General features: G+C 42.7%; 12 protein-coding genes. 5 read left to right on the top strand and 7 right to left on the bottom strand.

Translation table 11 applies throughout. The annotated features are described in order from the left end of the window. Window positions 1-151: 151 nt before the first annotated feature. A complete protein-coding gene (locus RMY27_RS11225) occupies window positions 152-550 on the top strand; it encodes a hypothetical protein (RefSeq protein ID WP_322663157.1) in 399 nt (132 codons plus the stop codon). A 71-nt stretch (window positions 551-621) separates the two neighbouring features. Here the strand turns inward: RMY27_RS11225 and argB are convergent, their stop codons facing one another. After that, the gene (gene argB / locus RMY27_RS11220; RefSeq protein ID WP_322663155.1) at window positions 622-1,518 is read right to left on the bottom strand and encodes an acetylglutamate kinase; all 897 of its coding nucleotides are present in this window, start codon (window positions 1,516-1,518) and stop codon (window positions 622-624) included. A 7-nt stretch (window positions 1,519-1,525) separates the two neighbouring features. After that, on the bottom strand, window positions 1,526-1,999 hold the full coding sequence (locus RMY27_RS11215) for a pentapeptide repeat-containing protein (protein WP_322663153.1): 474 nt from the start codon (window positions 1,997-1,999) through the stop codon (window positions 1,526-1,528). Between the two features lie 184 nt (window positions 2,000-2,183). On the opposite strand from RMY27_RS11215, the gene RMY27_RS11210 reads away from it, so the two are divergent. Then, entirely contained in the window at window positions 2,184-2,786 is a 603-nt protein-coding gene (locus RMY27_RS11210) for a Uma2 family endonuclease (RefSeq protein ID WP_322663151.1), read from the top strand. Window positions 2,787-2,797: 11 nt separating this feature from the next. Here RMY27_RS11210 and RMY27_RS11205 read toward each other — a convergent pair whose 3' ends face one another. Beyond that, the gene (locus RMY27_RS11205) at window positions 2,798-3,343 is read right to left on the bottom strand and encodes a shikimate kinase (protein WP_322663149.1); all 546 of its coding nucleotides are present in this window, start codon (window positions 3,341-3,343) and stop codon (window positions 2,798-2,800) included. A 789-nt stretch (window positions 3,344-4,132) separates the two neighbouring features. Between RMY27_RS11205 and RMY27_RS11200 the strand changes: the two genes are divergently transcribed. Then, window positions 4,133-4,327 carry a hypothetical protein gene (locus tag RMY27_RS11200; RefSeq protein ID WP_322663147.1) on the top strand — a complete coding sequence of 65 codons (195 nt, stop codon included), beginning with the start codon at window positions 4,133-4,135 and terminating at the stop codon, window positions 4,325-4,327. A gap of 23 nt (window positions 4,328-4,350) precedes the next feature. On the opposite strand, the gene RMY27_RS11195 is transcribed toward RMY27_RS11200, so the two are convergent. The 3 genes from RMY27_RS11195 to RMY27_RS11185 form a co-directional block, all read right to left on the bottom strand. Then, window positions 4,351-5,049: a LapA family protein gene (locus RMY27_RS11195; protein WP_322663194.1), complete on the bottom strand. Its 699-nt coding sequence runs from the start codon at window positions 5,047-5,049 to the stop codon at window positions 4,351-4,353. A 291-nt stretch (window positions 5,050-5,340) separates the two neighbouring features. After that, entirely contained in the window at window positions 5,341-5,961 is a 621-nt protein-coding gene (locus RMY27_RS11190) for a flavin prenyltransferase UbiX (protein ID WP_194042094.1), read from the bottom strand. Window positions 5,962-5,978: 17 nt separating this feature from the next. Continuing rightward, on the bottom strand, window positions 5,979-8,333 hold the full coding sequence (locus RMY27_RS11185) for a ribonuclease R family protein (RefSeq protein WP_322663143.1): 2,355 nt from the start codon (window positions 8,331-8,333) through the stop codon (window positions 5,979-5,981). 1,103 nt (window positions 8,334-9,436) lie between these two features. On the opposite strand from RMY27_RS11185, the gene RMY27_RS11180 reads away from it, so the two are divergent. Both RMY27_RS11180 and RMY27_RS11175 read left to right on the top strand, forming a co-directional pair. Beyond that, on the top strand, window positions 9,437-10,321 hold the full coding sequence (locus RMY27_RS11180; RefSeq protein WP_322663141.1) for a hypothetical protein: 885 nt from the start codon (window positions 9,437-9,439) through the stop codon (window positions 10,319-10,321). A gap of 94 nt (window positions 10,322-10,415) precedes the next feature. Further along, complete coding sequence (locus tag RMY27_RS11175; RefSeq protein ID WP_322663140.1) at window positions 10,416-11,270, top strand: hypothetical protein; 855 nt, start codon at window positions 10,416-10,418, stop codon at window positions 11,268-11,270. Between the two features lie 328 nt (window positions 11,271-11,598). Here the strand turns inward: RMY27_RS11175 and RMY27_RS11170 are convergent, their stop codons facing one another. Next, window positions 11,599-12,072: a hypothetical protein gene (locus RMY27_RS11170; RefSeq protein ID WP_322663138.1), complete on the bottom strand. Its 474-nt coding sequence runs from the start codon at window positions 12,070-12,072 to the stop codon at window positions 11,599-11,601. Between the last annotated feature and the right edge of the window lie 380 nt (window positions 12,073-12,452).

The following is a 12,452-nucleotide window of genomic DNA, read 5'->3' as shown; positions in this document are numbered from 1 at the left end:
ACTATTTTCATTTTGCCAATGCCAGCAATCTTTTTGGAATCTTTTCAAAAGCTGGCAATCTGAAAGTGGGTAAACTTCTAAAATTTTAAGTAAGTAGCTGCAACTATTTTCTGATTAAAAATTCCGGTATCAAATGCAGGTGAGCAAAATTATGTTAAAAATCAAGCATTCGCAACTGAATTGGCTCTTAGCAGGTATGACTTTAGCAGTGATGGGTGTAAGCATTGCTCCAGCTTCCGCCCAACGTGCGATCGTGATTGATGGTGGTTATGGAGTCAGGCAATCGTCGCCTTCTGTGGGTTCCTTTATTTATGGTAGTCCGATTCCCACACCTATGCCTGTAGACCCAACAACAGGACTAATGCCACAACGTAATCATTACCGCAATTATTCCTATCCCCAGGTAAGGCAAAATATTAGAAATTCCACCCTGATTAATCCGACAATTCGAGATTCAACCCTAGTTAATCCGGTGATTATCAATAATTCATGGCATCGTACACCATTTAGCGGCGGGCGATCGCGGGTTATTATTACCTATCCTCGGTAGAGTAGGGAAATGAGGGGATAATAAGAACTTTTTACTCCTCACTCCTCACTCCTCACTCCTCACTCAGCACTCTAATAGGTAAACTGCGAACCCAAAATCATTGTCCCAATGCCAACATCAGTAAAGATTTCTAGTAACAGGGCGTGAGGAATGCGGCCATCGATGATGTGCGCTGCACGGACTCCTTGAGCAAGCGATCGCACACAACAACTTACTTTGGGAATCATCCCACCACTTACTATACCATTAGCAATCAACTCGCGGGCTTCGCGGATATCTACTTTCGGAATCAAAGTAGATTGGTCTTTGTAATCTTTTAAAATTCCACTGGTGTCGGTCAGTAAAATTAACTTTTCTGCTCCTAATGCAGCAGCGATTTCCCCAGCTACAGTATCAGCGTTAATGTTATAAGCTTGCCCTGTCTCGTCTGCGGCGACGCTAGAGACTACCGGAATATAGCCATTGCTAGCCAGGGTTTCCAAAATCTTGATATTTACATTGCTGACTTCCCCCACAAAGCCGATGCCTTCTTGACCTTGGGAACGGGCTGTAAATAGATTACCGTCTTTACCGCAAAGTCCGACAGCCAAACCACCAGCTTGGTTAATCAGGGAGACAATTTCTTTATTAACTCGACCAACTAAAACCATTTCCACCACATCCATTGTGGCGGCATCAGTGACTCGCAGACCATTTTTAAATTGTGGTTCGATGCCCAGCTTGTCTAACCAACTGTTAATTTCTGGGCCACCGCCGTGGACTACAATCGGACGCAAGCCCACGCAGGATAAGAATACAATGTCGCGGATAACTTTGTCTTTGAGTGTGCTATCTTTCATCGCTGCGCCACCATATTTAACAACAACAGTGCGACCGGCGAATTGTTGAATATAAGGTAGTGCTTCGCTTAGTACACGTACACGAGTGGCTTCAGCTTGCCTGATGTATTCAGAATCGTTGACCGTCATGAGGAGCCTAACAGAGAGAGTTAAAACCTATGCAGTCAGTGTAGAAGACTTTGTAACTCCTCACAATCTCTGATGCCAAAGTTGAGTATGTTTGTACTGATAAGCCATAGCTGTTTGGTTCAGTTACAAGTTCACCATCTGGCATAACCGTATTGTAGAAATAAGCCCCATAAATTTCCGCGCCGTGCCAGTTAACTTCTAATAAATTAGCGTTTTCGAGATTGACGCTCTCCATACGAGTAACTCTCAAATCAGCACCACGTAAATCAGCACCGCTCAGATTAGCGTCTCTTAAATCAGCACCCCATAACTTAGTTTTACAGAGGATCCCTCCACTCAAATCAGCACCACTGAAATTAATGCCAGACAAGTCAACTTCGCTTAGGTCTGTACCACTGAGATCGACTCCTGAAAAATCATTTTCCCCTACATCTAAACGATTGAAAAACTCTTCAATATCCATTGAATTGTTTCGTGACACAGCGGTAAAACTTCAAGCTCTAGAGTCAATCCTATACGACGGATGAGACAGATCAAGATGATGCGTTAATAGAGTAACACACCTTACAAATTAACTATTCCCACATTACCGGACATAACATAACAGCGATCGCTCCTTCAAACCTCTAAAATTGAAATCATTCGGCTGAAGCTAGGGAATGAAAATGACCACGCTGCTAATTCAAACTGAAAGCACACCCCTAACGGTAAATTTTCCTTCGCTTGTGCAGATGACAAATGAGCAGTTCTACGAATTTTGCCAAGCTAATGGAGATTTGCGAATTGAGCGAACTGCCAATGGGGAAGTCATCATTATGCCACCAGCTTTTTCAGATACGGGCAACCGTAACTTTAACATTGCTGCACAGCTTGGGTATTGGACTGAACAAGATGGCACTGGCATAGGCTTTGACTCCAGTACAGGTTTTACACTACCCAATGGAGCGATGCGTTCCCCTGATGCTTCTTGGATTGAACTGGAGCGCTGGAACGCCTTAACAGATGCACAAAAAGCTTCATTTGCACCAATTTGCCCCAGCTTTGTGATTGAGTTACGCTCCTCTAGCGACCGCCCGATCAAATTACAAGAGAAAATGCATGAGTACATCGATAACGGCACATCACTAGGCTGGTTAATCGATCGGCAAAATCGAAAAGTCTACATTTACCGTCCGAATCGAGAAGTTGAAATTTTGGATAATCCCGAAGCAGTTAATGGTAATCCAGAATTACCAGGATTTATCCTACGGATGGGCAAAATTTGGTAATTTGAGTCTTCTTAATGAGAAACTTGTGTTTTGAGAACGCTAGGAATTGCCTCAAGTATTCGCTTGGCAACGTCTTCAGGTGTATCTCCCTCTCGCTCGGTGATGTGCAAATCAGCTTGAGAGTAAAGTGGTGTTCGTTGTTCGAGGAGCGATCGCAACTTAGCTTTAGGATCGCCATCTTGCAGTAGTGGTCTTGTGGTATCCTCAGCTAAACGGCTGTAAATTATCTCCACTGGCGTATCTAGCCACACTATCAAACCGTGGTGCAGATAACCCCAATTTTCTCGCCGCAATACAATGCCCCCACCAGTTGCGATAGTCAACTTTGTAAAAGCACAAACTTGTGAAAGTACGTCGCTTTCTAACTGGCGAAACCTGACTTCACCTTCTTGTGCAAATAACTGATTGATAGATTTACCTGTTGCTTGGGTAATGACATCATCGGTATCTACAAACCCATAACCCAATTCTTTTGCTAGTAAGCGCCCTACTGTCGTCTTACCAACGCCCATTATCCCAATTAAGTACAGGTTGACTCCTTGTAATAAGTTGCTCACTAGTTGCTTCGCTCCAATTCTGAGTGCTGAGTCACAGTTTAAAATTATAAACTCAATGACTCAATCTAGGATTTAAAAATACGGAGTTTTATACATATCGTGCAAACTCTAACAGTTTATTACTACGACTTGATGCCGATATTAGTAATTTCCGCAAGCATACAAAAACAAAATAAACCTCCAAGAAATTTATTTTCAACAGATATCAAAGTTTTTCACTTTATGTATCTCAAATTTACTTATAAATTTTCTAACTTAGAATTATTTTTAAAACATTTAAATTCATCTTCTATTTAACAGAAATTAACTGTCATCATTACTGTTATTAATGTATTTAAAGTAACTTAGGCAAGAAATTAACGATTCTTCTGTGAAATTACTATCAGTAATAAACGATGAATTTCTCAGGAATGTAGTAATTTTCCTGAAGTAACTAGGTAATTGCTGCATAGTAATGCCTATGCTTAACCAAAAAATTAACTTAGCTTGTTTGAAACTTTATCCAAACAATATCTGTCTATCTAAATAATCAGGGTTTTTACTCTGGTGGGTAATTTTAAGTATACACAATACCGTGTTTCTAACAGCACAGGGTCGTTATTCTAAAAGTTCAGTTATAACAAGACCCGTTCAATTAAATGTTTCTGATAAAGGTGTAAATAATGACTGATTTACTGCGATCGCCCAAAAAAAACTTGTAAATAAATTGAAGTTTAGACACAAAAACTACTGTATATTCCACCCCGATAAGCCTGAATGAATAAATATAGAATGAATGAGGTGTCAACCATGACTCGAATTCGTGACGTTGTAAAAAGAGCTTTAGCAACTGGTTATTTGACAGTTGAAGCTGAAGATCAACTACGACAACTGTTGACTACCCGATATGACTTGGAAGATTTTAATGCTTTCATGACTTTGCAGGAAGCTGCCATGACTGGTAAGGTCAAGCAGGAGTCTAGAGAGCGATGCGGCATTAAATAGAGAGAGATGTAGCCTGCTACATTTCACCGACGGGGGCGTTTACCATCATCTTCAAAATCATCATCATCCTCAAAAAAGTCCCAATCATCATCATCTGCTTGATTGGTAGTTGGCGGCTGGTAAGGGGGGATAATTACCCGGTAATCAGCATCGTAAATTGATTCAGTTTTTCCGGCAGCCGTATTTTTTGGCTCACGGTAACTGTAGGAGTAAACTGAACCAGACCGGGAACTGCTTTTGGCTTCTGATTGACGTTCGTAAGTTGTTGAGTCTCTAGGTTGTTGAGCCTGAGAATTAGGAATAGGTGCTTCCTCTGAGTTTTCATCAAAGTTCCAATCATCTCCACTGCTATTTGTCTCCCAATCATCAAATCCCTCACTGCTAGGCTCTTCATTTTTACTAGCTGGTGGTGGAGGACTGGCAGGACGAAATGTCGGTTCTTCTCTTTGGGTTGCCTTCGCACGACTTGAAGGGGCGGTTGCTCTGTTAGAAGTTTGGCGTTGTCCTGCCACAAAATAATTGGATAAATTAAATAAGGTAGCAATCAATATCGATGTGAAAGCACCAGTGACAGTACTGAACAAAATCCATATCGCTAGTGGTAATGGTTGAGTTCGCACGCCCAAAAATACTAGCGGTAGGGCAGGTGAGAAATTTTGGACTAATAACAGCGTTAGTCCTCCCAGTACTGCCACCAATAAAATTAAGCGAATTACAGCCATAGCAATTTTATCAGTTGTCAATAATCAGTGGTCAGTTGTCAATAGTCAGCGATCAGTCTGGTTATTCTTCACTAATTACTGTTCACTGACTACTGACACTATCAGCCATCTCTATCATTACCTTTTTAGGACTATTGTGAAATTTACAATAGACTTCTTGGCATTTGTCGGGGTAAAGGTGAAGGGGAAAAGGGTAAAGAAACTCAAAACCCTTTCCCTTTAACCTTTACCCTTTTCCCTGTCTTGGAAAAATATATTTTTGCAAGAGGTCTAATAAATCTACTCAGGGTGTTAGCGACGACCTTGCCACCGCTGAATTGGAATACAGTCAATATCTAGTTGATCCAAAGCACGGGCAACTACAAAATCAACTAAATCCTCGATGGTTTGGGGATTGTGATACCAGGCGGGAATAGCGGGAACAACTCTAACTCCAACTTCTGCTAAAGAAGTTAAGTTACGCAGGTGGATGAGGCTAAAAGGCGTTTCACGCGGTACAATAACCAGCTTTCGCCCTTCTTTGAGTTGGACATCCGCTGCCCGTTCTAGTAAATCGGAACTCAAGCCAACTGCTAGCTTTGCTACTGTACTCATGCTGCATGGAATAATCATCATCCCCAGAGTGGCAAAGGAACCGCTGGCAATTCCGGCTCCAACATCGCTCCAAGGATGACACCGGAGTTTACCGGAAAGTGCAACACCAGCTTGCTCTCGCCAGAATTGTTCTTGCCCGGTTGGTTCTGGTGGCATCCGAATTTCCTGTTCTGACTGCCAAACCATGTAAGTTGATTTAGAGGCAACTAATTCAATGCTATACTCCGCTTCTAGCAAAAATTTGATCGCGCGAACAGCGTAAATCAGACCAGATGCGCCCGATACGCCTAAAATTAAAGGTTTGGTGTTATTTGACACGTAAATTCTAGTGGATTTTACTCGTCCTCAGAGTAAGGATCTAGGTCATCAGGCTCCATATCATTTGGTAAGTATAGGTCTGAAAGGTCGTCACGAGAATCATTGCCAGTTAAACCTTTGGCGACGCCATCGCTGCCTACTGTTACCAAATCAATTTGCTGACGGTAGTAATCGACACTCTTAACTTGGACGGCGACGCGATCGCCTAGTCGATAAGAAGCGCGATTTTTGCGCCCAAACAGTGCCTGTTGTCTGGCGCGATATTCATACCAATCATCTTTGAGAGAACTGACGTGTACCAATCCCTCTACCCGCAAAGGCACACCAGGATTACTGCTAGACTCCACCTCAGCCGCGGATACTTCAATTTCCACAAAGAAACCGTAGGATTGAACCCCGGTAATCACGCCTTGAAATACCTGACCGATGCGTTGCTTCATCAGTTGGGCTTTTTGCAGCCCAGCTAAATCGGCTTCGGCTTCTTGGACTTCTTTTTCTCGGTCGTTGATTTGAACAATTACCCTAGTCAAATCGCTTTGCAGTTCTTGTTGCAATTCTGGGGGTAAAACGTTCCAGTTAATTTCCTCATGGCTGGAGGAGTGGCGTAAGTTAACCCGCTCTCTGACACGGGTATTGCGGCGATCGCGTCCGTTTTCGAGTAGCGCGTAATACACTCTCTGCATGAGCAAATCTGGGAAACGCCGCAAGGGAGCGCTAAAGTGGACATATTGCGGTAGTGCCAGACCAAAGTGAGATCCTTTGGTGGTACTGTATGCAGACGGCTTCAGTGTATCTTGTAATAAGTAAGTAAGAACTTGCTCAGAGGGAGATTCCGCAAAAGCTGTGGTCAAATGTTGGTAATCTAAGGGTTGGATATCGGCTTCTGGATCTAATGTGAGGTCAACGCCCAAATTGACTGCCAATTTCAGCATTTCCTGGACATCTTCAACATCAGGAGTACCTTGAACTCGCCAGATAGCCGGAACACCAAGAGCATTTAAGTGAGTTGCGAACAGTTGATTAACTAACAGTACCAACTCAGTGAGTAGCGATCGCACTGGCAAATCATTCACCACCACAGCGCCGAGAATTCCCTCATCATAATAGGCGTTTTGGCTAGGCGGCAGATTCAACTGGAGGCTACCACGAGTCAAGCGTACCTGTTTCACAGCGGTTTGCAAGGCTTGGAGGTCTTGCAGGATTTGGGAAACCTGTGATGATTTATCTTGAGCTTCACCTGTGAGAATTGCTTGGGCTTGTTCTGTAGTCAGTGCAGTTTCGACATTAATTACACTGGGTTGAATTTCCCATTCCAGGACTTCTCCCGATTTGGGATCAATGGTAATTAAAAAAGAGATAGTTAAGCGATCGCTCCCAGGTACTAAAGAACAGCGTTCTGCTACAGCTGGGGGCAAGATTGGCAACACCAATTCTCCTAGATACACTGATTTGCCTCGTTTGAGTGCTTCTCTATCTAGGGCTTCGTCAGGTTGGACATAGTGAGAAACATCGGTGATATGAACGCCCAAAAGCCAATTTCCGGCTAAGTTTTTTTCTAAACTAAAAGCGTTTTCTATAACTTTGGTATCACTATTTACCCCTTCAATCGTGAGAGTAAACAAATTACGTAAATCCAACCGATTTTTCAGGTCTGCTTTCAGGAGCTTTTTGGGCAACCTCGCAGCTGCTTCTAGAACATTATCTGGAAAAGTCCGGGAAAGGTCGTGTTTGCACGTAACTAAATCTATATCAGCAGCGGCTTCGGCATCACTGCCGAGGATTTGCACCACTCGACCAAGGGGAGGATATTGTGCCAATGGATAACGCAAAACTTCCACATGAACCAGATGATCGATCGCTTCTTCTAACTTTGCCCCGTTAGGTTGAATCTTGAGTTCAAACAGCAATCGATCGTCTAAAGGCACAGCCCGAAAACCAGTTTCTACTTGCTTAATTCGTGCCAGTAAAGTGTGGTTAGAACGTTCCAGAATCAGCTTCACCTCACCTTCGGGAGAGCGACGGCGACTGCCTTCTTTCAGAACTCTCACCAAAACGCGATCGCCATTCCAAGCATTACTCAGATGACTTTCGCGGATATAAATATCTTCGGCTCCTTCCACATCTTGAATAGCAAAGCAAAAGCCTTTACTAGAACAACGGAGTTTTGCCTCGATTATTCCCTCTTCTGAGACACGACGATACTTGCCCCGTTCTTTTACTAAAATACCGATTTTTTCCAGAACATCTAAAGCAATGTGAAGTTTTTGTAAACTTTTTTCATCTTCACAGCCAAGTTTCTTTTCCAAAACCTTCCGAGCTACCAATTTATCATCGGTGAAATTGGCAAGGAGTGTAGCGATTGAAAATTCCATGCAGTGAACCGACCTTTGGTCAAAACATCATTTGTTGTTTAATCTGGTTCTTTTCTGTATACCCTCACGGCTTACAGAAACAAGCTGGAAACTAATTGCCCTGAAGCAAGCTTCCTAAGTTCTAAGGAAAGGAAGCCCGACCCAGTAAGAGCGGGAAACTACTCCCGCAGTTCCTTTGCAAAGAAGCCGACCCACGGACAACTCTGGGCGTTTACGAACTTCTCACTACACGATGCTCTCAGAATTTGCCTGCGTTCAACTTCCTTCACCTAACCAAACTTAAGATTGCACGCCTGATTACAATTTAGCCCCGCTAGGTAATTACGCGATGGGTTTTTGAAAAGCTGGGTTTAGAGAATCCATACTGTCCAAAAGCGCTATGCAGGGGAGCCACTGTGGTCTTCTCCCAAGGGGAGACGCTAAAAGCGATCGCGCAGCGTTAGCGAGTCTGCGAGCGTCTGGGGTCTCCCCAAGTGGAGGAGGCAGTGCGGTCTTCTCCCAAAGGGAGAGGCTAGCGCCAAGGAGTCTCCCCAAGTGGAGCAACTGCCGTCAAGTGGCGTGGAAACTACAGGTGTTTGATTGTCTAGAGAGAAGGTAATTTTACGCCATTAGACTCTGATTTGTAACTAGGAGGAACTGCTGGTGAACCCAATTTTCCCACATGTAGAATCGGTAACAATTAGGTAAGCAGCTTAATGAGCAGCGAGGGCGAACCTTATCTCCATTATTGTAGATTTAGAGCGCACTTCCAGAAAATAGTTCTAGATATCGACTTGGGTAATCAGTATAGCATTGCAAGCAAGACTACCCAGATAAGTTAGCACTGACCAAAAATTTCGTCAAAAAAGAGCTACTGCTACAATTGGGACACCAGGCAAAGCAAGAATATCACCTTGACGGCTCAGAGCAGAGAATTATACCTACTCATCGCCTGCCAAGAAACTGATGACAGATAGTAAACAATTAAAAATAAATAAATGCAATATTGACAGGCATCCTGGGTATCGAGTGGATGTAAATTAAAGTAAGGGCAGCCGATCGCGCTTGAATATACAGGCAGTATCAACCCCGTTATTAAAAATATTTAGATTGGTAGCAGTATTATGTTGGCTCAATTCCAGAGCTTGTATCCCCAGGGCAGTTTGATTTCTGAATTAGTGCAAATTTTTCAAGGAAAATATATTGTTCGGGCAAGCGTGCAAATTGAAGGCGTAACCCGTGCTACGGGTATGGCAGCAGCAGAAACAGTCGAAGCAGCAGAAGACCAAGCTAGAACCAGGGCACTGATAGTTTTGGGTATTACAAACGCGCCACTAGAATCAGTGGTGTTGACCTCAAATCCAGTTTCCCCAGCACAGCTAAATCCTGACTTGAATGCTAAAGGTGGATTGAGTGAGCCTGCTGCTTATTCCTCTCCAAAAGCTGAGGATTTTGTTAGTAGTCAGTGGCCAGCAGTCAGCGATAAAGAAATATCTATACCGCCTTCCAAAGAACGGAACATCAAACCAGAAGTAGTAACAAGCAGTAACGAACAATACGGGTACAGCAATGCTGCGCCTCTAAACGATACCTATAGTCAGGATTTAGGTCAAAACTTTCCTATGACTGCCAAGCAGGAGCTAGAATTCGACCCGCCAGTTGAGAACTTGGAAATAAACTTTGATAACCAGCCAGAAAATCAAACCTTTCCGGCAATTTCTGCCAACAATGTCACACCATTTACACCCCGGAGTTACAGCCCTCAAGAAAATGCCACTACCCCGTCAGTGACAGGAAAGAGAAAGAAAAAAGCTGAACCAGTGGATTTATCAGATGTAATAGCTAAAACAGATGTCGAACTTCAGCGTTTAGGCTGGACACCAGAACAGGGACGGGAGCATCTGATTGAAACCTACGGTAAGCGTGGGCGGACTTTGCTGACTGAAGAAGAATTACATGGATTTCTCAAATACTTACAATCTCAACCAGACCCAATAGCGGGATTTTGATTAGTCATTTGTCATTTGTCATTGGTCATTAGTCATTTGTAAGGGCTAATGACTAATAACATAGGCTCTTGAAACAGTAAGGAAGCTATGGCCTGTGAATTTTTCTGAAGTAATTGCTCAAACAGACGTTGAAATGCAGCGACTAGGGTGGACAATAGACCAGGGACGGGAACATCTCATAAAAAATTATGGGAAGCGATCGCGGACTTTACTGACACAATTAGAATTACTAGACTTCCTTCAATACCTTGAATCTCAACCATTAGATGAAGTTGTGACTGCCAAAATTAATGTTGACATCGAACAGTTATGTTGGACACAACAGCAGGGGCAAATTAATACTCAAATCGAACGGTTATGTTGGATGAAAGAGGAGGAACAGGAGTATGTTACAACAACTTCTAGCAAGCAAAGTCAGAATTCGCTTACTCAAGAAGAACTATTAGAATTACTCAAATATTTTGAAGCTCAACCTATAGTAGAATACCCCAGCAATCTTGATGCAGAATACGAAGAGTTCCAATATCTCTCTACATACTCAGAAGAATCAGACAATGTAATTACTAGAATATCTTCTGAGGATTTATCTCAGATATTGGCTAACACCGATGTCCAAATGCAGCGTTTAGGCTGGACAACAGAACGGGGACGGGAGCATCTGATTAAAACTTATGGTAAGCGATCGCGTACTTTGCTGACAGAAGCAGAATTACTAGACTTCCGGCAATACCTTGCATCCCTTGCATCTCAACCAACACCAGCAGATTTGTCGGATGTAATTGCTAAAACTGATGTCGAAATACAGCGTTTAGGCTGGACACCAGAACAAGGACGGGAACATCTGATTGAAACCTATGGTAAGCGCGGGCGGACTTTGCTGACTGAAGAAGAACTACACGGATTCCTCAAATACTTACAATCTCAGCCAGACCCAATAGCGGGATTTTGATTTGTCATTAACTATGCCTTGTGTGCGAATTGAAATTGTACCGCACCTGGGCTATCTAAAATTGATTCGTCTAGTAGTACGCCTTGGGAACGCAAGCAGGGTAAAGGGTAAGGGGAAAAGGGACTCATGTTTTTAATCCCTTTCCCTTTCCCCTTTAACCTTTCCCCAACCTCTACAAGCGCATTTTTGGGTTGGCAGAGTACTAGAACTTATGCATTGACAAAGTAGACAATTAGTGAGTTAGGGTTAACGAGGGAAAAATACCCTCTTGAGTTGAGAAAGATCAAAAGCGCGATCGCGCTTTTGATTGGCAAGTTTACAGGATTGACTACACCCGTGCATCTACACTGACTTGATACTGAACTTTGTTTGAGCTAAACTGTCTGCTCCGGATAATGATGAAGTAATTTCCTGCGGCTAGATTCTGGCGTGTAATTTGGTGGGAAAATGAATCGCGACTTTGGCCAATCACTTCGCCTTGATTGCGATCAATTTGACCATTGTTGTTTGAATCCCTAACTAATAACAAATCTGTCCGTCCTCCATTCGGGGCAACGCCTTCCAGTTTTAAACGTAAGTTAGAGCGCCCCGTAAGTAGCACTTTTCTAAAGTCTTCTAAGTCATCGGTGGTGGTCACATCGCCTTTAATCTGAAGAAATCCTTGACCACTATTCAAATTCCCCTCAAAATCCGCTGCAAAAATGCTATTGTCGTTATCGGGTGTCGCAAAAGCTGGGGAAACCAATCCACAAGTCAATAAAGTTAGCAACGTTAGCTTGAGACTTGATTTGAAGTAATTCATGATGTTTATTCCTGAAGATAAATGTATTGATTTTTGGGATTACGCACTGTACAAAATAACTTAGTGTCTTTGTAACCTAAATCTAAATTAAGCTTTTAATAAAAAAACTACAGTCTGAAAAAGACTTTAATAGTATGAGGTTGAAAATAAAATTCAAATTGCTTGGTATTATTTAGTCACAAAAAGTTTGTTTTGATAACATTGCTCTACTCCAGCAGACTAGTTTTAAGGCTATTGTAGAGCGACAAATTATGGTTATTCCCAACTTTTGATGATCCTATGTCAGGCTCGAAACGTGTATCTTCAGACAATTAAAAGTTGGAATTTCTTCAATATCTGCTACCGGATCAAGACTACCTTCATTTCGACAAATAGGATCT

This window comes from Nostoc sp. DedQUE09, assembly GCF_034530915.1.
Classification (GTDB): domain Bacteria; phylum Cyanobacteriota; class Cyanobacteriia; order Cyanobacteriales; family Nostocaceae; genus Nostoc.
This window is presented reverse-complemented; position numbering and strand designations above follow the sequence as displayed.

What these genes read in the sequence shown, in the direction of transcription:
- RMY27_RS11225 (WP_322663157.1), top strand. Translation starts at nt 152, where the DNA reads ATGTTAAAAATCAAGCATTCGCAACTGAATTGGCTCTTAGCAGGTATG.
- argB (WP_322663155.1), bottom strand. Translation starts at nt 1,518, where the DNA reads ATGACGGTCAACGATTCTGAATACATCAGGCAAGCTGAAGCCACTCGT.
- RMY27_RS11210 (WP_322663151.1), top strand. Translation starts at nt 2,184, where the DNA reads ATGACCACGCTGCTAATTCAAACTGAAAGCACACCCCTAACGGTAAAT.
- RMY27_RS11200 (WP_322663147.1), top strand. Translation starts at nt 4,133, where the DNA reads ATGACTCGAATTCGTGACGTTGTAAAAAGAGCTTTAGCAACTGGTTAT.
- RMY27_RS11195 (WP_322663194.1), bottom strand. Translation starts at nt 5,049, where the DNA reads ATGGCTGTAATTCGCTTAATTTTATTGGTGGCAGTACTGGGAGGACTA.
- RMY27_RS11185 (WP_322663143.1), bottom strand. Translation starts at nt 8,333, where the DNA reads ATGGAATTTTCAATCGCTACACTCCTTGCCAATTTCACCGATGATAAA.
- RMY27_RS11180 (WP_322663141.1), top strand. Translation starts at nt 9,437, where the DNA reads ATGTTGGCTCAATTCCAGAGCTTGTATCCCCAGGGCAGTTTGATTTCT.
- RMY27_RS11170 (WP_322663138.1), bottom strand. Translation starts at nt 12,072, where the DNA reads ATGAATTACTTCAAATCAAGTCTCAAGCTAACGTTGCTAACTTTATTG.